General features: G+C 64.3%; 28 protein-coding genes. 16 read left to right on the top strand and 12 right to left on the bottom strand.

Features of this window, described 5'->3' with window-relative positions; genetic code table 11:
* Positions 1-60 precede the first annotated feature (60 nt).
* Positions 61-258 (top strand): oxidoreductase-like domain-containing protein, encoded by a 198-nt coding sequence (locus IGX34_RS05350; RefSeq protein ID WP_192554659.1) that lies wholly within the window; start codon positions 61-63, stop codon positions 256-258.
* 175 nt (positions 259-433) lie between these two features.
* Here IGX34_RS05350 and IGX34_RS05345 read toward each other — a convergent pair whose 3' ends face one another.
* The gene (locus tag IGX34_RS05345) at positions 434-1,954 is read right to left on the bottom strand and encodes a S10 family peptidase (protein WP_192554658.1); all 1,521 of its coding nucleotides are present in this window, start codon (positions 1,952-1,954) and stop codon (positions 434-436) included.
* Positions 1,955-2,102: 148 nt separating this feature from the next.
* Between IGX34_RS05345 and IGX34_RS05340 the strand changes: the two genes are divergently transcribed.
* The 4 genes from IGX34_RS05340 (at position 2,103) to IGX34_RS05325 (ending at position 6,742) form a co-directional block, all read left to right on the top strand.
* Positions 2,103-2,633, top strand: coding sequence for a hypothetical protein (locus IGX34_RS05340; RefSeq protein ID WP_192554657.1), 531 nt, complete (start codon positions 2,103-2,105; stop codon positions 2,631-2,633).
* 118 nt (positions 2,634-2,751) lie between these two features.
* Positions 2,752-4,752, top strand: coding sequence for an OPT family oligopeptide transporter (locus IGX34_RS05335; protein ID WP_192554656.1), 2,001 nt, complete (start codon positions 2,752-2,754; stop codon positions 4,750-4,752).
* A 209-nt stretch (positions 4,753-4,961) separates the two neighbouring features.
* Positions 4,962-6,026, top strand: a complete 1,065-nt coding sequence (locus IGX34_RS05330) for a class I SAM-dependent methyltransferase (RefSeq protein WP_192554956.1) — start codon at positions 4,962-4,964, stop codon at positions 6,024-6,026.
* The gene (locus tag IGX34_RS05325) at positions 6,023-6,742 is read left to right on the top strand and encodes a pseudouridine synthase (RefSeq protein WP_192554655.1); all 720 of its coding nucleotides are present in this window, start codon (positions 6,023-6,025) and stop codon (positions 6,740-6,742) included. The genes IGX34_RS05330 and IGX34_RS05325 overlap by 4 nt, the downstream gene beginning before the upstream one ends.
* Before the next feature lie 15 nt (positions 6,743-6,757).
* Here IGX34_RS05325 and IGX34_RS05320 read toward each other — a convergent pair whose 3' ends face one another.
* Positions 6,758-6,961 (bottom strand): hypothetical protein, encoded by a 204-nt coding sequence (locus IGX34_RS05320; protein ID WP_192554654.1) that lies wholly within the window; start codon positions 6,959-6,961, stop codon positions 6,758-6,760.
* 151 nt (positions 6,962-7,112) lie between these two features.
* Here IGX34_RS05320 and IGX34_RS05315 point away from each other — a divergent pair, with 151 nt between their 5' ends.
* Positions 7,113-8,672, top strand: a complete 1,560-nt coding sequence (locus IGX34_RS05315; protein ID WP_425598780.1) for a protein adenylyltransferase SelO — start codon at positions 7,113-7,115, stop codon at positions 8,670-8,672.
* A gap of 72 nt (positions 8,673-8,744) precedes the next feature.
* On the opposite strand, the gene IGX34_RS05310 is transcribed toward IGX34_RS05315, so the two are convergent.
* Positions 8,745-9,485 (bottom strand): SH3 domain-containing protein, encoded by a 741-nt coding sequence (locus IGX34_RS05310; protein WP_192554652.1) that lies wholly within the window; start codon positions 9,483-9,485, stop codon positions 8,745-8,747.
* 102 nt (positions 9,486-9,587) lie between these two features.
* Positions 9,588-10,010: an FKBP-type peptidyl-prolyl cis-trans isomerase gene (locus IGX34_RS05305; RefSeq protein WP_192554651.1), complete on the bottom strand. Its 423-nt coding sequence runs from the start codon at positions 10,008-10,010 to the stop codon at positions 9,588-9,590.
* Between the two features lie 266 nt (positions 10,011-10,276).
* Here IGX34_RS05305 and IGX34_RS05300 point away from each other — a divergent pair, with 266 nt between their 5' ends.
* The 3 genes from IGX34_RS05300 to IGX34_RS05290 all read left to right on the top strand — a co-directional run bounded on the left by IGX34_RS05300 (position 10,277) and on the right by IGX34_RS05290 (position 12,403).
* Positions 10,277-11,353 (top strand): 3-deoxy-7-phosphoheptulonate synthase, encoded by a 1,077-nt coding sequence (locus IGX34_RS05300; RefSeq protein WP_192554650.1) that lies wholly within the window; start codon positions 10,277-10,279, stop codon positions 11,351-11,353.
* 64 nt (positions 11,354-11,417) lie between these two features.
* Entirely contained in the window at positions 11,418-11,693 is a 276-nt protein-coding gene (locus tag IGX34_RS05295) for a GNAT family N-acetyltransferase (RefSeq protein ID WP_192554649.1), read from the top strand.
* Positions 11,690-12,403 (top strand): DUF1345 domain-containing protein, encoded by a 714-nt coding sequence (locus IGX34_RS05290; RefSeq protein WP_338015416.1) that lies wholly within the window; start codon positions 11,690-11,692, stop codon positions 12,401-12,403. The genes IGX34_RS05295 and IGX34_RS05290 overlap by 4 nt, the downstream gene beginning before the upstream one ends.
* Positions 12,404-12,463: 60 nt before the next feature.
* Here IGX34_RS05290 and IGX34_RS05285 read toward each other — a convergent pair whose 3' ends face one another.
* Positions 12,464-12,946, bottom strand: coding sequence for a YajQ family cyclic di-GMP-binding protein (locus IGX34_RS05285; protein WP_192554648.1), 483 nt, complete (start codon positions 12,944-12,946; stop codon positions 12,464-12,466).
* Between the two features lie 96 nt (positions 12,947-13,042).
* Here IGX34_RS05285 and IGX34_RS05280 point away from each other — a divergent pair, with 96 nt between their 5' ends.
* Together IGX34_RS05280 and IGX34_RS05275 are read left to right on the top strand one after the other, a co-directional pair.
* Positions 13,043-14,221 carry an aminoacetone oxidase family FAD-binding enzyme gene (locus IGX34_RS05280; protein ID WP_192554647.1) on the top strand — a complete coding sequence of 393 codons (1,179 nt, stop codon included), beginning with the start codon at positions 13,043-13,045 and terminating at the stop codon, positions 14,219-14,221.
* A gap of 67 nt (positions 14,222-14,288) precedes the next feature.
* Positions 14,289-15,179 carry an NAD(P)-dependent oxidoreductase gene (locus IGX34_RS05275; RefSeq protein WP_192554646.1) on the top strand — a complete coding sequence of 297 codons (891 nt, stop codon included), beginning with the start codon at positions 14,289-14,291 and terminating at the stop codon, positions 15,177-15,179.
* Here the strand turns inward: IGX34_RS05275 and IGX34_RS05270 are convergent.
* Positions 15,176-15,631, bottom strand: coding sequence for a YaiI/YqxD family protein (locus IGX34_RS05270; RefSeq protein ID WP_192554645.1), 456 nt, complete (start codon positions 15,629-15,631; stop codon positions 15,176-15,178). The genes IGX34_RS05275 and IGX34_RS05270 overlap by 4 nt on opposite strands.
* Complete coding sequence (locus IGX34_RS05265) at positions 15,628-16,509, bottom strand: PhzF family phenazine biosynthesis protein (RefSeq protein WP_192554644.1); 882 nt, start codon at positions 16,507-16,509, stop codon at positions 15,628-15,630. Before IGX34_RS05265 ends, IGX34_RS05270 begins: the two co-directional genes overlap by 4 nt.
* A 109-nt stretch (positions 16,510-16,618) precedes the next feature.
* On the opposite strand from IGX34_RS05265, the gene IGX34_RS05260 reads away from it, so the two are divergent.
* Positions 16,619-17,227, top strand: coding sequence for a rhomboid family intramembrane serine protease (locus tag IGX34_RS05260; RefSeq protein WP_192554643.1), 609 nt, complete (start codon positions 16,619-16,621; stop codon positions 17,225-17,227).
* Positions 17,228-17,284: 57 nt separating this feature from the next.
* On the opposite strand, the gene IGX34_RS05255 is transcribed toward IGX34_RS05260, so the two are convergent.
* The gene (locus tag IGX34_RS05255; protein ID WP_192554642.1) at positions 17,285-17,773 is read right to left on the bottom strand and encodes a hypothetical protein; all 489 of its coding nucleotides are present in this window, start codon (positions 17,771-17,773) and stop codon (positions 17,285-17,287) included.
* On the opposite strand from IGX34_RS05255, the gene IGX34_RS05250 reads away from it, so the two are divergent.
* The 3 genes from IGX34_RS05250 to IGX34_RS05240 all read left to right on the top strand — a co-directional run bounded on the left by IGX34_RS05250 (position 17,751) and on the right by IGX34_RS05240 (position 19,712).
* Positions 17,751-18,044 (top strand): hypothetical protein, encoded by a 294-nt coding sequence (locus tag IGX34_RS05250; RefSeq protein WP_192554641.1) that lies wholly within the window; start codon positions 17,751-17,753, stop codon positions 18,042-18,044. The genes IGX34_RS05255 and IGX34_RS05250 overlap by 23 nt on opposite strands.
* Positions 18,045-18,181: 137 nt before the next feature.
* Positions 18,182-18,571, top strand: coding sequence for a hypothetical protein (locus IGX34_RS05245; RefSeq protein ID WP_192554640.1), 390 nt, complete (start codon positions 18,182-18,184; stop codon positions 18,569-18,571).
* A gap of 34 nt (positions 18,572-18,605) precedes the next feature.
* On the top strand, positions 18,606-19,712 hold the full coding sequence (locus tag IGX34_RS05240) for an aminopeptidase (RefSeq protein ID WP_425598773.1): 1,107 nt from the start codon (positions 18,606-18,608) through the stop codon (positions 19,710-19,712).
* Here the strand turns inward: IGX34_RS05240 and IGX34_RS05235 are convergent.
* Positions 19,702-20,508, bottom strand: coding sequence for a cytochrome c (locus IGX34_RS05235; protein WP_192554639.1), 807 nt, complete (start codon positions 20,506-20,508; stop codon positions 19,702-19,704). The two genes, IGX34_RS05240 and IGX34_RS05235, sit on opposite strands and share 11 nt — an antisense overlap.
* Before the next feature lie 346 nt (positions 20,509-20,854).
* Here IGX34_RS05235 and pncB point away from each other — a divergent pair, with 346 nt between their 5' ends.
* Positions 20,855-22,087 (top strand): nicotinate phosphoribosyltransferase, encoded by a 1,233-nt coding sequence (gene pncB / locus IGX34_RS05230; protein ID WP_274380814.1) that lies wholly within the window; start codon positions 20,855-20,857, stop codon positions 22,085-22,087.
* 37 nt (positions 22,088-22,124) lie between these two features.
* On the opposite strand, the gene IGX34_RS05225 is transcribed toward pncB, so the two are convergent.
* From IGX34_RS05225 to IGX34_RS05215, 3 genes are all read right to left on the bottom strand, one after another.
* Positions 22,125-22,922: a MetQ/NlpA family ABC transporter substrate-binding protein gene (locus IGX34_RS05225; RefSeq protein WP_192554637.1), complete on the bottom strand. Its 798-nt coding sequence runs from the start codon at positions 22,920-22,922 to the stop codon at positions 22,125-22,127.
* A gap of 97 nt (positions 22,923-23,019) precedes the next feature.
* Complete coding sequence (locus IGX34_RS05220; RefSeq protein WP_225737247.1) at positions 23,020-23,712, bottom strand: methionine ABC transporter permease; 693 nt, start codon at positions 23,710-23,712, stop codon at positions 23,020-23,022.
* Positions 23,709-24,719 (bottom strand): ATP-binding cassette domain-containing protein, encoded by a 1,011-nt coding sequence (locus tag IGX34_RS05215; RefSeq protein WP_192554636.1) that lies wholly within the window; start codon positions 24,717-24,719, stop codon positions 23,709-23,711. The genes IGX34_RS05220 and IGX34_RS05215 overlap by 4 nt, the downstream gene beginning before the upstream one ends.
* Positions 24,720-24,761: the final 42 nt, after the last annotated feature.

The raw sequence follows: 24,761 nt of genomic DNA, 5'->3' as shown, positions 1-24,761 counted from the left end.
GCCAAGCTTGAAGTGATGAGATCCGGCTACCATGCTGGCGATATCCAGCTTTGTTTGCTTATGAACGACAACGTCCCCGTCAACCAAGACCTGTTGCGCGACGATCCGCCGCCCACGCCGCCGGTGGAGCCCGATCCGGGCGATTGCTGCGGCAACGGCTGCGATCCGTGCATTTTCGATTACTACGAAGAGGCGCGGCAGCATTACCGCGCATTGCTGGCGGCGTGGCGCGCGCGGCATCCGGATGTGGTGTTGTGATGGTGCGTTGATCCGATCGCCGAGCTTGCTTCGCTGTCCCCACCATCCTCACCGTCATCCCGGCGCAAGCGGGGACCCAGCGACTTTCACACAGCAATACACTGGATCCCGGCTTGCGCCGGGATGACGGTAAGGTGCAGCGGTATATCTCGCCAAACATGTACGTGGCGGGCGATCAGCGCACGCCGTAAAGCGTCTTCACATCCTGCAGCAGCGCCGACTGGCTCGCCGCGCGCGTGTAGAACATATGCCCGCCGGGATATTCCTTCACCTGCACGCGCGTGGGATCGCCCATCGCCGGCATCTGGTCGACGATCAGCACGGAAGCCATGAACGGGCAGGACAGATCGTCCCAGCCATGCGCGATAAGCACGTGCAGGTTCGGATCGTTGGCCACCGCTTGGCGCAGCTGGCTGACCGAGCCCTGGTTGGCATCGTCGTCTTCGTGCCAGAGCTTGTTCACGTCGAAGCTCAGTGCGTTGTAGCGGCCGTCGTATTTCCAGCCCACGGTCTGCGTGACGAAGTTGACCATCGCCGTGGTGGTGGGCGCGATGATGCCGTTGAGGATCGGGTCGCCGCCGACCTGGTGCGGTGCGTAGGGGAACGGATCCCAGGCGGTGACGTTGGAATCGTAGCGGCTGCCCAGCTTGCCTTCGGCGCGATACACCTCGCGCAGATAAGCCTGCGTTTCCAGGCGTCCGCCGGAGCGCTGCACGAATACCGGATCGAGGCCGGTGAGTTCGGTCACTTTCTGGATCATCGCCGCGGTGGCGGCCGGATCGGTGCGTCCTTTCATCAAGGCGGTGGCGTAGTCGCCGCGGGTGTAGGCGACGATCGGCGCCATCGCTTCGGCGGTGAGGCGGTTTTCGCGTTCCAGATGGGCCGCGGCGATCGAGGGCAGGGTCAGCATCCACGGCAGCGGCGACACGTTTTCGTTATCGGATGCCGAGCCATCCAGATAGGGCGACAGCAGCACCACGCCGTTCATCGCCACGCCCAGTTGCGTCTGCAGATACTCGGTGATGCGCGGGCCGCGGAAGCCGCCGTAGCTTTCGCCGACCAGATACTTGCGCGACTCCATGCGACCGTTCTTCACCAGCCAGTCGTAGACCACGCGCGAGAGGTAGGAGATATCGGTGTCGGTGCTGTAGAACAGCTTGGTGGCTTTGTCTTCCGGCACCAGGGCACGGCTGTAGCCGGTGCCGATCGGGTCGATGAAGATCAGGTCGGTGAAGCCGATCCAGGTGCCCGGGTTGTCGTGCAGCACGGCCGGATCGGAGGGATTGGCGCCATCCACGCCGAAGTTCACCCGCTTCGGACCGATCGCCCCGAAGTTCAGATACACCGAGGATGCACCTGGGCCGCCATTGAGCGCGAAGGTTACCGGCCGGTTCTTGCCGGGCATGGTGTAGGCGGTGAAGACCACCTGGCCGGTGACATTGCCCTTGTCGTCGCGCACCGGCAGTGTGCCTACGGTGACGGTGTATTTCAGCGTGTGGCCGTCGACCTCTACCGACTGGCTCGTATGCGCATCGGCGGGAAAGGGCGGCAGATGGAAGCCGTCCGCATTGCTGCCGTCCTGGGCGGGCGTGGCCTTGGCGTCGTCGCCGGCATAGGCGGGGAAACAGGCAGCGGCGACGGCGGCGGCGAGCAGGGCGGATTGCAGGATTTTGCGCACAACGGTTCCTCGGGACATACGGACCGCCCAGACTAGCCAAGCAGGCGCGCGCTGCCCACCGTGCCCAAGGTCACGGCTGCGGGCTGCGTCGCATCACGAAGCACCGGGCGTTGAAGCGACTGCTGCGCTGCATTAAATTCGGGATGTCTGTAGAGGGGAGTTCCGGATGAAACGCTTGGTGGTCATTGGGACCGCGGCGCTGCTCAGCGCCTGCGGTGGTGAGGTCGTACATGCTCCGGCATCGCTCGGGGATCTGGTCAGGCCGGGCACTGCGCCGTGGCTTACCGTGGCCGGCGGCCCGGACAAGCTCGAGGTGCGCGGACTGGATCACAAGCTGATCCTGGAGCCCGCGCCGGCACTGGCCGCGGCGGTGCAATCGCAGCTCGGGGCGCAATTGCAGCCGGACTATTTCCAGGATCTGGTGGTGACCTGCACCTCGCTGGATGCCGCGGTGCACGTCAACGAAAAGAAGGCGCCGGGCGAACTGGGCCTGGACCTCAGCATGCAATGTGCGATCTGGGCGCGCGGTTTCGATACCAACCACGACTACAAGGCGCAGGTATCCGCGTCCGCGGCAGGTAGCGGCAGTGACCAGGGCTATGCGCAGACGCTGCCGACGCTACTGGCCGACGGGGCCAATGAGATGGCGTCCCAGCTGCGTGCCGATATGCAGAAAGCCGCACACCGCACGCGCTGATATCGGTACGAAAAGGCGCCCCGCAGCGGGCGCCTGTGCGCTTGCACAAATACGGCGATCAACATCACCCCGGCGATCCACGCTATCTTGTTAGCTGGACAGTTTGGGGAGACCGCCCGTGAATGCAGCACCTGGACCCGGCGCCGAACCGCGCGCCGAACTCACTATCCGTGGCCTGATCATCGGCATCGTGATCACGCTCGTGTTCACCGCGGCCAACGTGTTCTTCGGCCTGAAGGCCGGCCTGACCTTCGCCACCTCGATTCCGGCGGCGGTGATCTCGATGGCCATCCTGCGCGCGATGAAGAATTCCAGCGTCCAGGAAAACAACATCGTGCAGACGGTGGCCTCGGCGGCCGGCACGCTGTCGGCGATCATTTTCGTGCTGCCCGGCCTGATCATGGTGGGCTGGTGGACGGGCTTCCCGTTCTGGATCTCGTTCGGCATCTGCGCCTCGGGCGGCATCCTCGGTGTGATGTACACCATCCCGCTGCGCCGCGCGCTGGTCACCGATTCGGATCTCCCCTATCCGGAAGGCGTGGCCTGTGCCGAGGTGCTCAAGGTGGGCTCGGGCGAGCATGCCGAGGCCTCGCAATCGGCCGCGGTCGAAGGCGGCACCAGCGGGTTGATGGCGGTGGTGGTCGGCTCGATCGTGTCGGCGGTGTTCTACATCGTGGTGCAGACCAAGATCTTTGCCAGCGACGTGGTGCAGTACTTCCGCATCGGCGATCGCGGCGCGGCCAGCGGCTACGACTTCAGCCTGTCGTTCGCGCTGTTCGCGGTGGGCCACCTGGTCGGCCTGTGGGTGGGCATCGCCATGCTGGTCGGTGCGCTGATCGGCTGGGGCTGGGCGGTACCGCATTTCAGCTTGCTGCATCCGGCCACCGGCGACGTGGCCGATGTGGCGCAGGGCGTGTGGAGCCACTACGTGCGCTTCGTCGGCGCGGGCACCATCGGCGTGGCGGCGATCTGGACGCTGGCCAAGCTGGTCAAGCCGGTGGTCAGCGGCCTCGCTTCCGCCATGGCCGTCTCGCGCGTGCGCAAGGCCGGGCAGGGCGCCACGCTGCCGCGTACCGAGCAGGACATGCCGATCGGCATCGTCGGCCTGATCGTGCTGATCTGCATGCTGCCGATCGCGTACCTGCTGGGCAATTTCAGCATGACCAGCGGACTGGGCTCGCACACCGCGCTGCTGGTGATCGGCGGCGTGGTGTTCGTGCTGATCCTCAGCTTCCTGGTGTCGACGGTGTGCGGCTACATGGCCGGCCTGATCGGCTCGTCCAACAGTCCGCTCTCGGGCATCGGCATCCTGGTGGTGATCATTGCCGCGCTGCTGCTGGTGGCGGGGGTGAAGTCGGATCTGCCGGTCGATTCGGGCAAGGCGCTGGTGGCCTTCGCGCTGTTCATCACGTCAGTGGTGTTTGCGGTAGCGGCGATCGCCAACAACAACCTGCAGGATCTCAAGACCGGCCAGCTGGTGGATGCCACGCCGTGGCGCCAGCAGGTGGCGCTGGTGATCGGCGTGATTGCCGGCGCCATCGTGATTCCGCCGGTGCTGGACCTGCTCAATCACGCCTACGGCTTCCTGGGCGCGCCCGGTGTCGATCCGGCCCATGCGCTGCCCGCGCCACAGGCTGGCCTGATCTCGGCGCTGGCGCAGGGCGTGATTCAGAACAACATCGACTGGAGCCTGATCATCGTCGGCGGCCTGATCGGTGTCGGCCTGATCGTGATCGACGCGGTGCTCGGCGCGACCACCAAGTCCGTGCGCCTGCCGCCCCTGGCGGTTGGCCTGGGCATCTACCTGCCCACGTCCACCACCTTGATGATCGTGGCCGGCGCCATCGTCGGCTGGTACTTCGACAAGCGCGCCGACCGCACGCCTCGCGCCGAAGCCGTCAAGCAGCTCGGCGTGCTGCTCGCCTCGGGCCTGATCGTGGGCGAGAGCATCATCGGTGTGGTGGTGGCGGCGATCGTGGTGTTCTCCGGCAAGGGTGCACCGCTGGCGCTGGTGGGCGACAGTTTCGGCACCGCTTCGATCTGGATCGGCGGCATTGCCTTCGCGCTGGTGACGTATCTGATGTATCGCTGGATCGCGCGGCTGGGGCAAAAGGCCTAAACCGCCGGCACTCTTGGCGATACCCCCGTAAACACCTCACCGTCATCCCGGCGCAGGCCGGGACCTAGTGACTTCGTTGCATTAAAGACGCTAGATCCCGGCCTACGCCGGGATGACGGTGCGGGGGTGTTCGCAACAGGCAGCAAGAGACAGCCAAGCGGCGCGTACAATACGCCCCCTGATTCCCTCCGGATGCATCCGCCTTGACCATGGTCGGTATCCATGCGTCCGCGCCCGATGCGGTGCTGGATGCGCTTTTCCTGCCCTTTTCCGACGGCGACCTGCGCCTGCCCGCCGACGGCAGCGTGCTCTTCCTGCGTGCGCGCGACGGTTACCGCCTGCGTGAAATGGCACAGCCGGCGTGGCTGTGCGAACAGAGCTTCAAGCCCTTCGCCGAGGCGTTGTCGCGCAGCGGACTCGCGCTGGGCGATGCAGCACCGGACGCGCGCTTCAAATTGGTGCTGGTATTGCCGCCGCGTCAGCGCGAAGAAGCGCGCGCATTGTTTGCGCGGGCCGTCTTGCATGCACAGGGTGGCGGCACGGTGCTGGCCTGCGTGCCCAATGCCGAGGGCGCCAAATCCGCGCAGGCCGATCTGCAGGCCTTGCTCGGTTCGGTAAGCCATCGTTCCAAGCACAAATGCCGCGTGTTCTGGGGCAGCTCGCCGGCGACAGCGCACGATCCCGCGCTGCTGGAAACATGGCTAACGCTGGACCGGCCGCAGCCGAATGCGGCTGGCTATTTCAGCCGGCCGGGCCTGTTTGCCTGGGATCGCGTCGACACCGCTTCTGCGCTGCTCGCGGCGCATCTGCCGGAGGATCTGCACGGACGTGTGGCTGATTTCGGCGCCGGCTACGGTTTTCTTGCCGCGCAGATCATTGCGCGTTGCCGTCACGTCACGGCGCTCGATCTCTACGAGGCAGAAGCGCGCGCACTGGAACCCGCACGGCTCAATCTCGAGCGAGCCGTGCAACAGCATGGGCGTACGCTGGCCTGTGCCGTGCATTGGCACGATGTCACGGCGGGAGTCGAGCCGCGCTACGACGTAATCGTCAGCAATCCGCCGTTTCACCAGGGCCGCGCGGATCTGCCGGAACTCGGCCGGGCCTTTATCGCGCGTGCGGCCCAGGCGCTGCAGCGAACCGGACAGTTTTGGCTGGTGGCGAACCGCCATCTGCCCTACGAAGCAACGCTGGCGACGCACTTCGAGCAAGTGCGCGTCGCCGCCATACAAGATGGCTTCAAAGTCATCGAAGCACGAGGTGTACGCGGATGAGGCTGGTCAGGCTGATTGCAAATCTGGGCTATGGCAACCGCAAGGATGTCGCGTGGATGTTCCGCGAAGGACGCATCACCGATCCCGACGGCGAAGTGTTGTACGCCGACGATAAAGTGGAGCCGGCGCAGATCCGCATCGACGGCGAGCCGCTCGATCCGCCGACCGGCCTGGTGCTGATGATGCACAAGCCGCTGGGTGTCACTTGCTCGCGCAAGGATCCGGGCCGTGTCGTGTACGACCTGTTGCCGCCGCGCTATCGCGCGCGCAGTCCGGCGCTGTCCACGGTCGGCCGGCTGGACCGCGATACTTCCGGTCTGTTGCTCTTCACCGACGATGGCGCGCTGCTGCATCGGATCATTTCGCCGCGCGCGCAGATCGCCAAGGTTTACGAGGCCAGCCTGGCGCAGGATCTGCGCGGCGACGAACAGGCCTTGTTCGCTAGCGGCACGCTATTGCTGGAGTCGGAAACCACGCCGCTGTTGCCGGCGTTGCTCGAGGTGCTGGGGTCGCGCCAGGCGCGCCTGCACCTCTCTGAAGGGCGCTATCACCAGGCACGCAGGATGTTCGCGGCTACCGGCAATCATGTAGAGACGCTGCATCGCAGCGCCGTCGGCGGTCTGGATCTTGGCGAGCTTGCGGCCGGCGCGTGGCGTGCCCTCGACGCGAGCGACATCGAGCGGATTTTCGAAAACAGCGAATCCGCCCGCGCATGATCGGTAGCGGCGAGGTCAGCTTAAGGGGTGATCCAGACGGCTTCGGGCCAGTTCGTCTTCGCGGCGCGATCGCGCGCTTGACGTCCAGGAGACCAGCGTGAATTCCGACGCCTTGTTGCTGCGTTCGGGAAGGGCGTCCTGCGTGGTTACTACTGAGAGCATCCCTGCTACCAGCTGCATTCCGCGCGACAAGGCGGAACGAGCGAGAAGCATGTGCATGTGTTTACTCCATCGGCTACCCCTGCGTAGCCGCGGAGGCACTGTAGCAAGGAAATGACGTGAATGTATATATAAGGTGAAGGTGATTATTTGGCCTCTGCCATCAGTCTTGTATCAGCCACCAATCGCCCGAATATGCGCTGCCATGTCCTTGACTTCCCTCCAATTCGATAACGCATTCCTGCGCGAGCTGCCCGGCGATGCCGAGCACGGCAGCGGCCCTCGCCAGGTGCATGGCGCGCTGTATTCGCGGGTCGCCCCCAGCCCGGTGGCGGCGCCGCGAGTCATCGCCTGGTCGCGCGAAATGGCGGCTGCGCTCGGGCTGGGCGAGGCGGACATTGCTCAGCCGTGGTTCGCCGAGGTTTTCGGCGGCAACGCGGTGCTCGATGGCATGCAGCCATGGGCTTCCAACTACGGCGGCCACCAGTTCGGCGCCTGGGCCGGACAGCTCGGCGACGGGCGCGCGATTTCCCTCGGCGAAGTGCTGACGGCGCAGGGTGGCCGGCTGGAGCTGCAGCTTAAGGGTGCGGGTCCCACCCCGTATTCGCGCGGTGCGGATGGCCGTGCCGTGCTGCGTTCCTCGATCCGCGAATTTCTGTGCAGCGAAGCGATGCATCACCTGGGCGTGCCCACCACGCGCGCGTTGAGCCTGGTGCTGACTGGCGACCTGGTCGAGCGCGACATGTTCTACGACGGCCATCCCCAGCACGAGCCGGGCGCGATCGTCTGCCGCGTGGCGCCCTCGTTCACCCGCTTCGGGCATTTCGAGCTGCCCACCTCGCGCGGCGATCTGGAGCTGTTGCGCCGGCTGGTCGATTTCACCATCCGCCGTGATTTTCCCGAACTGTGCGGCAGCGGCGAAAATCTCTACGGCGATTGGTTTGCCGAGATCTGCGCCCGCACCGCGCGGATGGTTGCGCACTGGATGCGTGTGGGCTTCGTGCACGGCGTGATGAATACCGACAACATGTCCGTGCTCGGCCTTACCATTGATTACGGCCCCTACGGCTGGATCGACGATTACGATCTGGACTGGACCCCCAACACTACCGACGCCATGCGCCGCCGTTACCGTTTCGGCCAGCAGCCGAATGTGGCGTGGTGGAATCTGGGACGACTGGCCTCGGCGCTGGCGCCCTTGTTCGGCGATGCCGCGCCGCTGCAGGCCGGAGTGGATCGCTACGTCGACGAATACGTGCAGCACAGCCGCCTGCATATTGCGGCTAAGCTCGGCCTGGCCGAATGCCGCGACGATGACGCCGTGCGCATGGAAACCCTGCAGACGCTGATGCAGCAGGCGGAAGTCGACATGACGCTGTTTTTCCGCGCCTTGAGCGATGTCGATCTGCAAACGCCGACACTGGACCCGTTGCAGCAAGCGTTTTACGACGATGCCAAGCGCGCCGCGCACGAGGCCGATTTCATGCGCTGGCTGCAGGACTATGCAGCGCGCTTGCGCGAAGATCCACTGACCACTGCGCAGCGGCGCGAATGCATGCATGCCGCCAACCCGTGCTATGTGCTGCGCAACTATCTGGCGCAGGAAGCGATCGATCGCGCCACCGAGGGCGATTACGCAGGCATCCACACCTTGCTGGAACTGCTGCGCCATCCGTACCAGGAGCAGCCCGGCCGCGAGCACTATGCGCAGAAGCGGCCCGACTGGGCCCGATCCCGTGCAGGTTGTTCGATGCTTTCCTGCAGCTCCTGAGCGCTGAAGCAGCAAGGCCTCGATGCGTGCATCGAGGCCTTGCGAATGCGTCATGGCATTTACGCCCGGGGCTCAATTCCCGTTGTTGTTGTCATTCCCTTGCGGTGGCCGCGGTGCCGGCTTTGGCTTCGGCGGCGGCTGATTGCCTCCGGGCCGGTTACCCGCGGGCGGCTGGGGGCGGTTGCCAGGGGGCAGCTGCGGACGGTTGCTGACTGGCGGCGGCTGGTTGCCTCCCGGCGGCTGCGGCCGGTTCCCCGGCGGCGGTTGCGGACGATAGCCACCGGGCGGCATCGGCCGATAGCTTGGCGGTGTGGGGCGATAGCCGCCACCCGGCGGTGGTTGCGGCCGGTTTCCTCCCGGCGGCCCGATCGGCGGGCGCGGGCGCATCGGTGGCCGCGCCGGCGGCCGGACCGGCATCGGGCGTCCGTACCAGCGGTTGCGGTCGCGATAGAACGGGCGATTGACGTAGTAGCGCCCCCAGTACGCACCGATCGCGAATGTCACGATCGGGATACCGATCTGCGCGCCGTAGTCGACTACGTAGACCGGCTGGCTGTTGTACATGTAGGCGATATACGTGCCGGGCACCCAGCCGCGGGCAGGCCCGGCAATCACGTCGCACCATTCCCAGCCTGGGGTACAGCCCTGCACCGAAACCCAGGCATTGGCCGGCACATCTTCAATCGGCGGATATTGCACATCCGGCCCGGCATACATGGTGACATCGGTGATCACATAGCCGTCCGCGGCGAAGGCGGCGGCAGGGATCATCATCATCAGGGCGGCCGCGAGCGACCTCAGCATGCGCTTCATCGATCAATCCTCCAGCAAGTGAACAGCGGGGACGTACGACGTTAATGCGCGGCCATCATGGCCCAACTCGGCTTGCGCGCATAGCTGCAGATTGTGAAGCGTTCATTGCACCTGGAGCAGCTCGATGTCGAATACCAGCGCGCTGCCGGGCGGAATATCGCTGCCCGCGCCGCGCATGCCGTACCCCATGCTGGACGGCATGATCACCTCGCGTACACCGCCCACGCGCATGCCGCGCACGCCGCTTTCCATGCCGGAGATCACTTCCTCGGCGCCGAGCGTGAAGCTCAGCGGGCGGCCGCTGTCATAGGAGCTGTCGAACTTGGCGCCGTGGTGATCGGGCGCCTTGGCGTTGTACAGCCAGCCGGTGTAGTTGATCTGCACGGTGGTGTCGTCGTGCGCGACGGCACCGGTGCCCACTTTCCGGTCGATGACGGTCAGCTTGCCCACATCGTCGGCATGGACGGGGCCGATGGCCCCCAGGGCAAGCAGGGTCGCGGCAACAAGGGCGATCGGGCGGTACATGACGATTCCGGGGCAGGTGAAACGCGGCACGTTAGCCGATTGCCGCAGCCTGCGCAGCAGTTTGCATCACAGCCTCGATGTGGTATCACTAACGGCCATGATCCTCGCCACCCGCCGCTATTACTTTTGGTTTTATGGCTACCCAATGCCGGCGGCGGAGCATGGTGTGCGATCGTAACTAGCTAGATCACCCACTTTCCTGAAAAAGCCGCCAGCCACCCTGGCGGCTTTTTTATTGGCCGCCGGACACCGCCAAAGGAGTTTTTATGTCCAGCCTTACCGACGATTTACGTATCCGCGAAATCAAGGAACTCGCCACCCCCGCCCAGGTGATGGGCGACTGCCCGCCCAGCGCCGAGGCGATCGCCACCGTCGCCGGCTCCCGCCAGGCCCTGCACCGGATCCTGCATGGCCAGGACGATCGCCTGGCGGTGGTGATCGGCCCCTGCTCGATCCACGATCCCGCCGCCGCGCTGGAATACGCCCGGCGTCTCATGGCCGAACGCGAGCGCCACGCTGGGACGCTGGAAATCGTGATGCGCGTGTATTTCGAAAAGCCGCGCACCACCGTCGGCTGGAAGGGCCTGATCAACGATCCGGACCTGGACGAGAGCTATCACATCGACAAAGGGCTGCATCTGGCGCGCCGCCTGCTGTGCGACATCAACGCACTGGGCCTGCCGGCCGGCTGCGAATTCCTGGATCTGATCACGCCGCAGTACATTGCCGACCTGGTGGCCTGGGGCGCGATCGGCGCACGCACGACCGAAAGCCAGTCGCATCGCGAGCTTGCCTCGGGATTGTCCTGCCCGGTGGGTTTCAAGAACGGCACCGACGGCAATATCAAGATCGCGGTGGATGCGGTGTTGGCAGCGGCGCAACCGCATCATTTCATGGCGGTGACCAAGCACGGGCAGACGGCTATCGCCGCCACGCGCGGCAACGAGGATTGCCACGTGATCCTGCGCGGCGGCAAGGCGCCCAACTACGATGCCGCCAATGTCGCTGCCGCCTGCGCCGCCCTGGCCAAGGCCGGCCTGGCCGAGCGCCTGATGATCGACGCCAGCCACGCCAACAGCAACAAACAGCCGGAAAACCAGCCACGCGTGATCGCCGATATCGCCGCGCAACTGGAGGCGGGCGAATCGCGCATCCAGGGCGTGATGGTGGAAAGCCACCTGGTGGCCGGGCGGCAGGATCTGGTGCCGGGCTGCGAACTGGTCTACGGGCAGAGCATTACCGATGGCTGCATCGGTTGGGACACCACCGTGCAGGTACTGGATCGACTGGCCCAGGCAGTGCAGGCGCGCCGCGAGCGGCTGGCCGAGGTGTGCGCTGCGTGACGGTGCGCAGCGTTGCTACCGATCGTTCTATGCTTGCCCCTTCCATGCTTGAGGGGAAGGCTGCATGAGCTACGACATCCACCACCTGGCCGCCGCGCACCGTTTCGAAACGACGGTGGACGGTTACGTCTGCGAACTCGATTACCAACTGCGCGATGGCGTGATGACGATCACCCATACCGGCGTCCCCTCTGAAGTGGGCGGCCGCGGCATTGCCGGCGAGCTGGTGCGCACGGCCTTCGAGACGGCGCGCCGCGAGGGCTGGAAAGTGGTGCCGGCATGCAGCTACGCGCGGGTGTGGATCGAGCGGCACGCGGAATACGCGGAGCTGCTCGCATGAACCAGCAACAGGATGCCGATCACGCGCGGCAGGGCGAAGCACGCCCCTCGATGCAGGCGGTGCGGCGGCGTTGGGCGCCCGTACGCTTCGTGCGCGCCCGGCCATGGCTGGCGGTGGCTACGGTGCTGTTTGTGGTGGCGTGTGGCGTGCTGACGGTTTCCGGCACCAAGCCGGCCTCGGCCTTGCTGCTGGGTTTCGATTTGGGGGCCTTGCTGTATCTGAGCATGTTGGCGCGGATGTTTTCCCGCGCCACTGCCGAACACATGGCCCGCCACGCCTGCATGCAGGACACCGGCCGGCGCGCCACGCTGTGCATTGCCGTGGCCGTTTCCAGTGTGGTGCTGGTGGCCCTGTCTACGGAACTGCATGCCGCCAAAAGCGGCGGTGCGCCGAGCATGGCGGTGGCGGCGATCAGCATCGTGCTGTCGTGGCTGTTCATGAATTCGATGTATGCCTTGCACTACGCCCACGGTTATTACGGCGATTTCGGCAAGCAGCATGAAGGGCTCGAATTTCCCGGCACCAAGCAGCCCGATTACTGGGATTTCATTTACTTTGCCTTCGTCATCGGCATGTGCTTCCAGGTATCCGATGTGCAGATCACCAGCCACACGCTGCGGCGCACCGCGCTGCTGCATAGCGTGGTGGCGTTTTTCTTCAACGTGTTCATTATCGCGTTGAGCGTGAATATCGCTGCGGGACTGGCCTGAGCTTCCCGCATCATGCTGGCCGCCTCATCCCGGCCCGTGCCGGGATGAGGTAGCGATGCACTAATCGCGGAAGTTGTCGAACTGCAGCGGCAGTTCTACCTCGGCCTTGCGCAGCACGGCCATCGCCAGCTGCAGGTCGTCGCGCTTCTTGCCGGTGACGCGCAGCTTCTCGCCGTTGATCTGCGCCTCCACCTTCAGCTTGGCTTCTTTCAAGGTAGCAATCAGCTTCTTGGCGATCGGCTGCTCGATGCCTTGCTTCACGGTAATTTTCTGTCGTGCGCCGCCCAGGTTCACTTCCGGGTCCGCAACCTCCAGCGCGCGCAGGTCGATCTTCCGCGCCGCCAGGCGCCCGCGCAGGATGTCGAGCATCTGCTGCAGCTGGAATTCGTTGGGTGCGACCTGGGTGATCACCAGCTTGTCCAGCTCGTATTTGGCATCGGTGCCCTTGAAGTCGAAACGGTTGGCCAGCTCGCGGTTGGCCTGGTCGACGCCGTTGGTCAGCTCGTGCTTGTCGACTTCGGAGATCACGTCAAAAGAGGGCATGGCGGGGTCCTGGGCAGGGCAGGCGGCAAGTGTAAGCCATCACTTGTTGGATAATGCGCGGGTATTCCATCTGGCTGGCTGCATGACGGTGACCGCGTGAAAGTGGATGTTCTGGTAATCGGTGCCGGTGCCGCCGGCTTGATGTGCGCGATCACTGCCGGCCAGCGCGGCCGGCAGGTGCTGGTGATCGATCACGCCAACAAGCCGGGCAAGAAGATCCTGATGTCGGGCGGCGGACGCTGCAATTTCACCAACCTGGGCGTGACGCCCGCGCAGTACCTGTCGGCCAATCCGCATTTCGCCAAATCCGCGCTGGCGCGTTATACCCCGGCCGATTTCATCGCGCTGGTGGAAAAGCATCGCATCGCCTATCACGAGAAAGAACTGGGGCAGCTGTTTTGCGATGAATCTTCCAAGCTGATCGTGCGTGTGCTGCTGGACGAATGTGCGGCGGCAGGCGTGCGGATCGAAACCAGTTGCGCCGTCAGCCAGGTGCGCAAAAGCGAAGAAGGCTTCAGCGTGACCACCGCCAAGGGCGTGCTGCATGCGGATGCCTTGGTGGTGGCCAGCGGTGGCTTGTCGATTCCCAGCATGGGGGCCAGCGGATTCGGCTACGAACTGGCCCGGCAGTTTGGCCACAACGTGCTGGCCACGCGCGCGGGCCTGGTGCCGTTGACCTTGAGCGGCAAGCATCAGGAGCATTACCAGGATCTGGCCGGCGTGGCGCTGCCGGTGGCGGAGGCGCGGGTGGGCAAGCGCAGTTTTCGCGCGGGCTTGCTGTTCACGCATCGCGGCATCAGCGGACCCTCGATCTTGCAGATTTCCTCGTATTGGCAGCCGGGCGACGATCTGCGTATCGACTTGTCGCCGGAACGGGAGCTTGGCCAGTGGCTGGCGGACCAGCGCGCGGCACGTCCCGCGGCGGAGCTGCGCACTGTATTGGGCGAGCAGTTGCCCAAGCGCCTGGCGCAGCGTTTGTGCGAGCAATGGCTGGGCAGCAAGCCGATGCGCCAGTACCGCGACCACGAATTGCACGCCCTCGGTGCGCAGCTGCATGACTGGCCCCTGGTGGCCAGCGGCACCGAGGGCTATCGCACCGCGGAAGTCACTCTGGGCGGTGTGGATACCGACGGGCTCTCCTCCAGCACCATGCAGTCCAAGCGGGTGCCCGGGCTTTATTTCATCGGCGAAGTGGTGGATGTGACGGGCTGGCTGGGTGGCTACAACTTCCAGTGGGCCTGGGCGTCCGGCCGGGCCGCGGGTGAAGCGGTCTGATGCCGGTCCGTTTGCAATCGCTGAACAACGAACGTGCTGAACTGCGCGCTTGCCTTGGAGATTGGTCATGAAAGTGGGTTTTATCGGACTCGGAGCTATGGGCAGCGCCATGGCCAGCAACCTGGTGGCCGCCGGCTATCAGCTCACCGTGTGGAATCGCTCGGATGCGGCGATCGAAAAGCTGGTATCGCTGGGCGCCAAGGCGGTGCGTACGCCCGACCGCGCGGCGCAGGGCGACGTGCTGCACAGCATGCTCGCCAACGACCACGCCGTGCGCGAAGTGCTGCTCGATGGCGGCGTGCTCGATGCGATGGACCCGGGCACGGTGCACGTCAATCACGCCACCATCTCGGTCGCGCTCGCGCGCCAGCTGCAGGAAGAACATGCGCGGCGCGGGCTGGCCTACGTGGCGGCGCCGGTATTCGGCCGCCCTGATGTGGCGGCCGCCGGCAAGCTCAACATGCTGGTGGCGGGGCCATCTGCGGCGATCGAAAAAACCACGCCACTGCTGCAGGCAATGGCCGGCAAGCTGTGGCCGATGGGTGAGGCCCCCGAACGCGCCAACGTGGTGAAACTGGCCGGCAACTTCATGATCGTTACGGCGATCGAGAGCATGGCCGAAGCATCCACGCTGGCCCGTGCCTACGGTGTCGGCGCCGCCGAATTTATCGAGCTGATGACCAGCACCTTGTTCGCCTCGCCGGTCTACCAGGGCTATGGCAAGGCAATGGCGGAACAGCGCTTCACGCCGCCGGGCTTTGCATTGCCGCTGGGACTGAAGGACGTGATGCTGGCGCAAGAGGCCGGCTTCGCCGAACAGGTGCCGCTGCCGCTGGCCGGCGTATTGCGCGACAGCTTGCTGGAAGCGCTGGCCGATGGCGCGGAAGGCATGGACCTGTCGGCGCTGGCGCGGGTGTCGGCGCGCCGCGCCAACCTGGATCAGCGCAGCAAGGATTAATGTTGCGCCAGCCAGCGATCGAGCTGGTTGGCGAACGCCTGCTTGTCGCGTGGATGCAGCGCCGCCGGTCCACCGGTATCCACGCCCGCGCTGCGCAGTTCTTCCATGAAATTGCGCATGGTAAGCCGCTGCTGGATGGTGTCCGGTGTGTAGAGCTCGCCGCGCGGATGCATGGCGAGTGCGCCTTTGCCGATCACGGCGGCTGCCAGCGGAATGTCCTGCGTTACCACCAGGTCGCCGGCGTGGACCTGGCGCACGATTTCGTTATCCGCCACATCGAATCCGCCCGGTACCTGGATGCTGCGGATATACGGCGAAGCCGGCGTGCGTAGCGCGTGGTTGGCCACCAGGGTCACGGCAGTCTGCGTGCGCTGTGCCGCACGGAACAGGATTTCCTTGATCGCCACCGGACAGGCGTCGGCATCCACCCAGATGCGCGGCGCCTCGCTCACGCAGCGTTCCAGTGCAGGGTGCCGTCGATCACGGTATTGGTGTAGCCGCCGATCCAGATCTGGCCGTCGACGATGTGGGCGATCAGCAAGGCGTCGTGGCCCATTTCGCGCCCCTGGCTGACCGCATAGCCGCGGGCGAGCGGGCCGTCCGGCTCGGCATGCAGCAGGTAGGCGGCGATCAGGCCGTTGGCGGCGCCGGAGGCCGGGTCTTCGACGATGCCGACACCGGAAGGAAAGGCGCGCACCACCAGCTGGTAATCGGGATGGCCGCTGCGTGCAAAGGCACACAGGCCCATGCTACCGCTGGCGACGGCCAGCGCACCGATGGCACTGTGATCGGGCTCCCAGGCGCGCAGGCTGGCCTCGCTGGCGCATTCGGCCAGCCACCAGCGGCGGCCGCCATCGACCAGCGCGGGCGGCAGCTTGCCCAGGTCGATGCTGTCGAGCGTCGCGGCGAGCAGGGGATGTGCGTGCAGGCCGGTTTTCACCACGCGCGTGGCGGGCGACTGCAGCAGCAGCCTGCGCTGCACGCCGCTGCCTTCCACGCGGATCGGCAACACGCCGGCACCGCATTCCTGCCAGAGCAGGCCGTCCACGGGTGAGGCCAGGCCGCACTCGAGCACGGCATGCGCACTACCTACGCTGGGATGGCCGGCGAAGGCGATTTCCTTCTGCGGGGTGAAAATTCGCACCTTGTAGCTGGCCGTGGGATCGCTGGGCGGCAGCAGGAAGGTGGTTTCCACCAGGTCGGTCCAGCGTGCGTAGCGCTGCATCTGCGCATCGCTCCAGCCGGCGGCATCGGTGACAACGCCAAGATGATTGCCGCCGCCCGGTGTTGCGGCGAAGACATCCAGGTGCATATAGCGGATGGGTTTCATGCGGTGAGTAAAGCAGCACGGCGTGGCTTGATCGCGCATTTTAGCCGTCGACAACGCCGCTCGTGAACGTCAAGATGGCGAAATTCCGAAACATTGGCTGATTAGTCATATGCCCATAACCTTGCTGATCATTCTTGCGGCGACCTGCATCGTCTCGTTCATGGCGTTCAATAACCGGCGCCTGATCGACGATCTGATCCTGTGGCCGCCGGCCATCGAGCGCAAAAAGGAGTATTACCGGCTGGTCACCTACGGGTTGATCCATGCCGACGGCATGCATCTGCTGTTCAATATGCTGACCCTGTATTTCTTCGGCCGCGTGATGGAGCCGTTTTTCGGCGAGACCCTGGGCACGTTCGGTTTCGGCCTGTTTTACCTGGGCGGATTGATCATTTCGATCCTGCCGACGTATTTGAAGAACCGCCGCAACAACAATTACTACAGCCTGGGCGCCTCCGGTGCAGTCTCGGCCGTGCTGTTCGGCTATGTGCTGCTGTCGCCGTGGTCGCGCATCCTGGTGTGGTTCGTGCCGGTGCCGGCGATCATCTATGCCGTGCTTTACGTCGGCTATTCGATCTACATGGATCAGCGCGGGCAGGGCAATATCAATCACAGCGCGCATTTATGGGGCGCCGCCTATGGCGTGATTTTCACAGTGCTGGCCTACCCGCCGGTATTGGCCAATTTTCTGCGGGCTTTATCGCAGCCCGGCCTATGATTTCCGGCACTTGCTCATGCCATATACATCATGATGATGTCACTGTTTCACCACTGATCACCGCCTGGAGTACGCACGCATGGCAACGACCCGCAAGTCTGCCGCGAAGAAGTCCGCGGCCCGCAAAGCATCCAAAGGCGCCAGTTCGAGCAAGAAGAAGGTGGCTCGAAAGTTGCCGGCAACGCGCAAAAAGGCTGTAAAAAGGGCGGTAAAAAAGACAGCAGCCAAGAAGGCGGTGAAGCGGGTGGCCCGCAAGGCGGTGAAGAAGACCTCGGCGAAGAAAACCTCCGTACGCAAGGCGGCCAGCAAAAAGTCGGTAAAGAAGACCGCGGCCAAGACCGCCGCACGCAAGGCAACAAAGCCGGCAGCCCGGAAATCGGCGGCACCCAAAACCGCGGCGAAAAAGCCGGTGGCGAAAAAAGCCCCTGCAAAGAAGGTCGTCGCCAAGACCGTAAAGCGCGCTGCGCCGCCGAAGGCCGCTGCCGCTCCGGCACCCGTCAGCGCACCGAAGAAGAAGCTGGTCGTGAAGAAGGCGGCCGGCGGCAAACCCGCGACCCTGCAGCCGCAAGCAACGCCGGAGGCGGCATCACCCGCGCCTTCGCATATCAGCCCCGAAGAAGCGGTAGCGCATATCCAGGCCCTGCTGGAAGCCAAGCAGGAGCGCGTCAAGAAAGGGCCGACCTGGCCGGGCGCCAGCACGGCACCCTCGGCCGATAACGGCCAGACACCCGCTGCCAACGGCAACCATTCCGGCGATATCGCGCACAACCATGTAGCGCATGCGCGCGGAGACCAGAGCAAGAACGGCAAAACCTGATTCAGCGCCGCCAGCGTTCGATGGCTCCAACCGGTGCCGCCTGTGCTGAACACAGGCGGCACTTGTCTTTTGAGGCTCAGGGCTTATTTATGCGCAAGGGACTACCGTCCTCGCGTGGACTGCATGGAGCTTCCGCCATGAAACATTCGATCAAACGCCTGCTTGCCGTGTTGACCCTGGCCACCTTGATGGCCCTCCTGTCCGGCTGTTACATCGCTCCCGGCTATAGCTACGTGCAAAGCAACGGAACCGTTGGCGACGCCTACTACGGCGCCGCGCCCACCGTTGTCTACAGCGGTTATTACACGGGTTACGGGTATTACCCCTACGGCTACTGGGGCGGCTATTACGGCGGTTACTACGGTGGCTATTACGGCTGCTGCGGCGGTGGCTGGTACGGCCGCGGCCGTTATTGGCACGGTAATCCCGGCTGGCATGGCCGGGGCGGCTGGTCCGGCGGTCACGGTGGCTGGCATGGCGGTGGCGGATGGCACGGTGGTGGCGGCCATTACAACGGACACCACTGAGCACAGCTGAATGCGCTTACGTCAGAATGCGGGGATGAATCGACCCCGCATTCTTTTTCCCGGCCTCAAACTGATTCTTTGCGCGGTAATGCTTGCCCTGCTCGCAGCCTGTGCCGATCTGCGCTATTACGCGCACGTCACGCATGGGGAAAGCGCGCTGCTGTTGCAGCGGCGGGCGGTCAAAAAAGTGATTGCCGATCCGGCCACGGATCCGAAGCTGGCCGCACGTTTGCGGCTGTCGCAGCAGGCACGCCAATTTGCTTCCGCGCAATTGGATTTGCCGAGCAATCGCAGTTACACCTACTACGTTCAATTGCATCGCCCTTATGTGGTGTGGAATGTCTATGCCACCCCACGCTATTCGGTGGATGCGGTTTTGCAGTGTTTTCCGATCGCCGGTTGCGTGGCCTATCGCGGGTGGTTCGACGAGAAAAAGGCCAGTACCGCCGCTGCGCAGTTGCAGGCACAGGGCAATGATGTCTATCTGAGTGGCGTGCCGGCTTATTCCACCTTGGGCTGGTTCGCCGACCCGATCCTCAGCAGCATGATGCGCTGGGACGACGATGAGCTGGTGGGCACCATCTTCCATGAGCTTGCGCACCAGCTTATCTACGTCAAGGACGACACGGCGTTCAACGAAAGCTATGCGATGTTCGTGGAGAGCCAGGGACTGAAGCAGTGGCACCGCTCGCGCGGAGAGCCGGAAGGCGACGACCGCGACCAGGCGATGGACGATGGCTTCACCCAGCTGGTACTCAATTTGCGCGAGCGGCTCCGGAAACTCTATGCCAGCGGTGCGGACGAGGCGGCGATGGCTGCGGGCAAGGCGCACGAGATCGAGGTTTTCCGTCAGCACTATGCCGCCTGGCGCGACCAGCATTGGCCGAACGACCATCGCTACGATGGCTGGGTAGCGCGGCCAATCAACAATGCGACCTTGCTGCCGTTCGGCCTGTACGACCAGTGGGTGCAGGCCTTCGCTGTGTTGTATCGGCAGGCCGATGGGCAGTGGCCGGATTTCTACGCCCGTGTGCGGGCGTTGGCCAGGCAGTCCAAAGCGGAGCGGGAGAATGCGCTGCGCGGCCTGCTCAAGTCAGCCGCGGGCGATACCGCCCGTGCCGGCGCGGTACCTACGGCGTGACCTTGTGCTGCGCCATATGGTGCAGGTAGGCAAGCACGGCATCCAGATCCGCATCGGAAAGCGATTCCTGAGTAGGAAAGCCGAACATCTTTCCCTCTGGCCAGCGCCTTAGCGACTGCGGATTGCGGATAAAGGCGCGCAGCATGTCATCGCTGAGGTAGTCGGTAGGGTTATGCGGAATGTTCAAGTCCGGCCCCATATGCGCATCGCCTTGTCCGTTGAGCGTATGGCAGGCAAAGCAGGTGCGCTGGAATACCGCATAGCCTTTGCGCACGGCGCTGTCGGCGGACACAGCGGGTGCGGTAGCCGGAAAACGGGTGGCCGCATCTTGGGTGCGGCGGATGCGAACCAGCTGATAGGGCCATTGCTCGGTGCCGATGCCAGCGGCGGCCGGGTGCGTCCACACCACATAGAAGGGACCGGCGTCGCCTTTATGGTCGGGCAGCTGCGGCCATGGCTGCTGCGGATCTTCCACCGCCAGCCAGGCCTTTGCGCCGGCGTGGTTGAGGATGGTGTCGGCGGCGAGGTCGGCCGAGAAGCCGTCGCTTGCCACGAATTGCAGGCGGTCGCCGCGCTCCAGTCCCGGCAACAGAGCGGCCAGCGGCACGGCCCGGTAGTGCATGGTGCGGCGGAATGCCACGTCGATCGGAATGGTCACGTTTTGCGCATCGGGGCGGGCCAGCAACTGCGCGGTGGTCCAGATGCGTGCGCCATGGCCGGTATCGATGCTGAGGTCAGTGGCTTGTGCGCTAAGTACAAAACAGAAAGCTAACAAGCTCAGGCAGCGGCGCAGCATGGCAATGTCCTTGTCCAGACAAACACTTGAGAAAGGGTGTAAGTGAAACCTTACGGACTCAGGCTCGGCTTGCTATCGGCGAGCTGAATAAATTCGAGTTTGGTCTTGAACTTCCCCCGCCACGGCCACACTAATCAATCGCATCGCCGTGAGGCGACAACCGGATGGCGCAGAACACCGTGACATCCAGGGGCCGGTTCCGAGTTTAACCCTCCCCCAGGAACGCGACCTAACAAGCCCCGGCAGTTATTCCCCTGGCTGCCGGGGTTTTACTTTTCTTGGCGGCGACTTCAGCAGGATAATTGCAGCGTGCTGCGCCAGCGGCGCAATGTCTGCATGCTTCGGCATGTCCTCCCCACCGACATGGAAGCGATCCATGATCGTCAGTTCGCTGCTCGATACCGACCTCTATAAATTCTCGATGATGCAGGTGGTATTGCATCAATATCCCGCCGCGCATGTGGAATACCGGTTCAAGTGCCGCAATCCCGGCGTGAACCTGGTGCCCTATATCGAAGAGATCCGCGAAGAACTGCATGCGCTGTGCAGCCTGCGCTTCACCGAGGCGGAGCTGGATTACCTGCGCAGCTGGCGCTTTATCAAAAGCGATTTCGTCGATTTCCTGGCCTTGTTCCAGCTCAACACCAAGTACGTGGAGATCGTGCCGTCACCATTGCAGAACGGTGAAATCGAGATCCACATCGGTGGCCCGTGGCTGCATACGATCCTGTTCGAAGTGCCTTTGCTGGCGATCGTCAACGAAGTGTATTTTCGCAACACCCAGCGCGATCTTGACTTGAGCGAAGGCCGCCGGCGCCTGCGCGACAAGATTGCACTGCTGCGCGATACCCCGGGCTTCAGCGAATGCCGCATTGCCGACTACGGCACCCGGCGCCGCTTTTCGCGCCAGTGGCATCGCGAGGTGGCTACTGCCCTGGCCGAGGGGTTGGGCGCGCAACTGACCGGTACCAGCAATGTCTGGCTGGCCTGGCAACTGGGCCTGCGGCCGCTGGGCACCCTGGCGCATGAGTATCTGCAGGCGCACCAGGCGCTGGGACCGCGGTTGCGCGATTCGCAGGTGGCGGCGCTGGAAGCCTGGGCCAAGGAATACCGTGGCGACTTGGGCATTGCCCTGTCCGATGTCTACGGACTGACCGCCTTCCTGCGCGACTTCGATATGTACTTCTGCAAGCTGTTCGATGGCACCCGCCACGATTCCGGCGATCCGTTCGCCTGGGGCGAGCGGGTGCTGGCGCATTATCAGGACAACCGCGTCGATCCGCGCAGCAAGGTGCTGGTCTTCAGCGACGGGCTGGATATTCCCAAGGTCATGCAGCTGTACGAGCACTTCCGCGGGCGCTGCCAGCTGGCCTTCGGGGTGGGCACCAATCTGACCAACGATGTCGGCCCGACGCCGCTGAACATCGTGATCAAGATGGTTCGCTGCAATGGCCAGCCGGTGGCCAAGCTCAGCGATTCACCCGGCAAAAACATGTGCGAGGACGATGCGTACATCGCCTATCTGCGCCAGGTGTTCGATATTCCGCTGGTCGCCGACGCGGAGTCGGCGACCGCCTGATTGCCGTCAGGCGCAACCGGGCCCGCGTGCTGCGCGATCAGAACGCGGGCAGCACGGCGCCATGGTACTTCTGCTCGATGAAGGCCTTCACTTCCGGACTGGTCAGCGCCTGCGCCAGCTTCTGCACGCGCGGATCGTTCTGGTTGTCCGGTCGCCCGACCAGGTAGTTCACGTAGGGCGAGTTCTTGTCCTCGATCAGCAGCGCATCCTTGGTCGGATTGAGACCGGCGGCCAGGGCGTAGTTGGTATTGATCATGGCCAGGTCCACCTCGTCCAGGGTACGCGGCAGCATCGCCGCTTCCAGCTCCTTGAACTTCAGGTTCTTGGGGTTGGCGGTGATGTCCTTGGTGGTGGCGAGCTCGTCGTTCGGGTCTTTCAGGGTGATCAGGCCGTGGCGGGCCAGCAGTAGCAGCGCGCGGCTGTTGTTGCTGGGATCGTTCGGAATCGCCACGGTGGCGCCGTCGGGCAGTTGGTCGATCGACTTGAGCTTGTGCGAGTAAGCGCCGAACGGCTCGATATGCACGCCGGTGATGATCACCAGCTGGGTGCCGCGCTCGCGGTTGTAGGCATCCAGGTAGGGCTTGGTCTGGAAATAGTTCACGTCGATGCTCTTTTCCGCCACCTGCGCATTGGGCTGCACGTAGTCGGCGAACACCTTGATCTCCAGGTTCACCCCTTCCTTGGCCAGGATCGGCTTCACCTCTTTGAGGATTTCCGCGTGTGGCACGGCGGTGGCCGCCACGGTGAGGGTCTGGCTGCCGGCATCGCCGGAGCCGGAGGAGGAGCAGCCGGCCAGGATCAGGGTGCCGGCCAGGAAAACCAAAAGCTTCTTCATGGAATGACCTGGTGCTTGTGCGATGCAACAGAATAGCCGTCCATACGGCCGGATGCAAAGCGTCCGGCAAAAGCTGGGCAAAACCTGAAAAGTGCCCTCAGCGGCGGCTGTAGTGCGCCACGATGCGGTCGCCCAGCATTTGCAGCAGCTGCACCAGCACGATCAGCAGCAGCACCGTGACTACCATGTAGTCCGATTTGTAGCTCAGATAGCCGTACCGATAAGCCAGGTCGCCCAGGCCGCCCGCGCCGATGGCGCCGCCCATCGCCGTATAGCCGACCAGCGCAATGGCGGTGACGGTGATGCCGGCCCACAGGCTGGCGCGCGCTTCGGGCAGCAGCACGTGGCGCACGATCTGCCAGGTGGTGGCGCCCATCGCCTGCGAGGCCTCGATCACGCCATGCTCCACTTCGCGCAGGGAGGTTTCCACCAGGCGTGCGAAAAACGGCGCGGCACCGATTACCAGCGGCGGGATCGCGCCGCGGATGCCGAGCTTGGTACCCACCAGCACATAGGTAAGCGGCATCAGCACGATCATCAGGATGATGAAGGGAATGGAACGCAGCACGTTCACCACCAGCGACAGCACGCCATAAAGCTTGGGCATCGCATGCATCTGGCCCTTGCCGGTAAGAAACAGCAGCACGCCCAGCGGCAGGCCGATGATCACCGTCAGCGCCAGCGAGCCGCCCAGCATCAGCAAGGTGTCGATGCAGGCCTGGCCGAGTTCGCCCCAGTCGTCGATATTCGGAAACAGGTTCTGCAGCAGCGGAAGGTGGGCGGCGATCATCGTGCAAGCTCCTCGACTTCGATACCCGCCGCGCGCAGCGCCTGCAGGGCCTGGTCTACCTGTTCGCCCTGCATGGCCAGGGTGAGCTGGCCATAGGGCAGATCCTTGATGCGATCGATGCGGCCGGCAAGGATGTTGAAATCGACGCCGGTGTCGCGGGTGACCCGGCCCAGCGTGGGCGACCAGGTTGCTTCGCCGCGGAAGGACAGGCGCATGATGCGGCCCGGCACGTGCTGATAAGGCACGTTCTCGCCAGCCGCTTCCTCCGGCAGCGCCTCATTGACGAAGCGGCGCGTGGTGGCGTGCTGTGGATGCAGGAAGACATCGGCGACGGAGCCGTGCTCCACGATGCGTCCCGCATCCAGCACTGCCACGCGGTCGCACACGCGGCGCACCACATCCATTTCGTGGGTGATCAGCACGATGGTCAGTTTCAGCTCGCGGTTGATTTCGGCCAGCAGCTCCAGCACGGAGGCGGTCGTCTGCGGATCCAGCGCGCTGGTGGCTTCGTCGCACAGCAGGATGGACGGCCGATTGGCCAGCGCACGCGCGATGCCCACGCGCTGTTTCTGGCCGCCGGAAAGTTGCGACGGATATTTATCGGCATGCGCCTGCAAACCCACCCGCTGCAGCAATTCGTCCACGCGCTTGCCGACGGCCGCGGTGTCCTTGTTGCCGGCCACCCGCAGGGGAAAGGCGATGTTCTCGGCCACGGTCTGCGAGGAGAGCAGGTTGAAGTGCTGGAAAATCATGCCGATCCGCTGGCGCGCCGTGCGCAGGGCCGGATCGGGCAGGGCGGTGATCTCGGTGTCGTCGATCAGAATGCGGCCGCCGCTGGGCCGCTCCAGCAGGTTGATCAGGCGGATCAGGGTGGATTTGCCGGCACCGGAGTGCCCGATGATGCCGAACACCTCGCCATCGGCGATTTCCAGGCTGAAGGGCTCCAGCGCTGGAATGTCCTTGCCGTTGACGCGGTAGGACTTGTGCACATCGACGAAACGGATCACGACGAACCCTGGGTGACGGTCAGAGTCGGCATTCTATGCCAC

Source organism: Dyella acidiphila, from assembly GCF_014863405.1.
Taxonomy (GTDB): domain Bacteria; phylum Pseudomonadota; class Gammaproteobacteria; order Xanthomonadales; family Rhodanobacteraceae; genus Dyella_B; species Dyella_B acidiphila.
This window is presented reverse-complemented; position numbering and strand designations above follow the sequence as displayed.

What these genes read in the sequence shown, in the direction of transcription:
- IGX34_RS05350 (WP_192554659.1), top strand. Translation starts at nt 61, where the DNA reads ATGAACGACAACGTCCCCGTCAACCAAGACCTGTTGCGCGACGATCCG.
- IGX34_RS05345 (WP_192554658.1), bottom strand. Translation starts at nt 1,954, where the DNA reads ATGTCCCGAGGAACCGTTGTGCGCAAAATCCTGCAATCCGCCCTGCTC.
- IGX34_RS05340 (WP_192554657.1), top strand. Translation starts at nt 2,103, where the DNA reads ATGAAACGCTTGGTGGTCATTGGGACCGCGGCGCTGCTCAGCGCCTGC.
- IGX34_RS05330 (WP_192554956.1), top strand. Translation starts at nt 4,962, where the DNA reads ATGGTCGGTATCCATGCGTCCGCGCCCGATGCGGTGCTGGATGCGCTT.
- IGX34_RS05325 (WP_192554655.1), top strand. Translation starts at nt 6,023, where the DNA reads ATGAGGCTGGTCAGGCTGATTGCAAATCTGGGCTATGGCAACCGCAAG.
- IGX34_RS05320 (WP_192554654.1), bottom strand. Translation starts at nt 6,961, where the DNA reads ATGCACATGCTTCTCGCTCGTTCCGCCTTGTCGCGCGGAATGCAGCTG.
- IGX34_RS05310 (WP_192554652.1), bottom strand. Translation starts at nt 9,485, where the DNA reads ATGAAGCGCATGCTGAGGTCGCTCGCGGCCGCCCTGATGATGATGATC.
- IGX34_RS05305 (WP_192554651.1), bottom strand. Translation starts at nt 10,010, where the DNA reads ATGTACCGCCCGATCGCCCTTGTTGCCGCGACCCTGCTTGCCCTGGGG.
- IGX34_RS05300 (WP_192554650.1), top strand. Translation starts at nt 10,277, where the DNA reads ATGTCCAGCCTTACCGACGATTTACGTATCCGCGAAATCAAGGAACTC.
- IGX34_RS05295 (WP_192554649.1), top strand. Translation starts at nt 11,418, where the DNA reads ATGAGCTACGACATCCACCACCTGGCCGCCGCGCACCGTTTCGAAACG.
- IGX34_RS05290 (WP_338015416.1), top strand. Translation starts at nt 11,690, where the DNA reads ATGAACCAGCAACAGGATGCCGATCACGCGCGGCAGGGCGAAGCACGC.
- IGX34_RS05285 (WP_192554648.1), bottom strand. Translation starts at nt 12,946, where the DNA reads ATGCCCTCTTTTGACGTGATCTCCGAAGTCGACAAGCACGAGCTGACC.
- IGX34_RS05275 (WP_192554646.1), top strand. Translation starts at nt 14,289, where the DNA reads ATGAAAGTGGGTTTTATCGGACTCGGAGCTATGGGCAGCGCCATGGCC.
- IGX34_RS05265 (WP_192554644.1), bottom strand. Translation starts at nt 16,509, where the DNA reads ATGAAACCCATCCGCTATATGCACCTGGATGTCTTCGCCGCAACACCG.
- IGX34_RS05260 (WP_192554643.1), top strand. Translation starts at nt 16,619, where the DNA reads ATGCCCATAACCTTGCTGATCATTCTTGCGGCGACCTGCATCGTCTCG.
- IGX34_RS05245 (WP_192554640.1), top strand. Translation starts at nt 18,182, where the DNA reads ATGAAACATTCGATCAAACGCCTGCTTGCCGTGTTGACCCTGGCCACC.
- IGX34_RS05240 (WP_425598773.1), top strand. Translation starts at nt 18,606, where the DNA reads ATGAATCGACCCCGCATTCTTTTTCCCGGCCTCAAACTGATTCTTTGC.
- IGX34_RS05235 (WP_192554639.1), bottom strand. Translation starts at nt 20,508, where the DNA reads ATGCTGCGCCGCTGCCTGAGCTTGTTAGCTTTCTGTTTTGTACTTAGC.
- pncB (WP_274380814.1), top strand. Translation starts at nt 20,855, where the DNA reads ATGTCCTCCCCACCGACATGGAAGCGATCCATGATCGTCAGTTCGCTG.
- IGX34_RS05225 (WP_192554637.1), bottom strand. Translation starts at nt 22,922, where the DNA reads ATGAAGAAGCTTTTGGTTTTCCTGGCCGGCACCCTGATCCTGGCCGGC.
- IGX34_RS05220 (WP_225737247.1), bottom strand. Translation starts at nt 23,712, where the DNA reads ATGATCGCCGCCCACCTTCCGCTGCTGCAGAACCTGTTTCCGAATATC.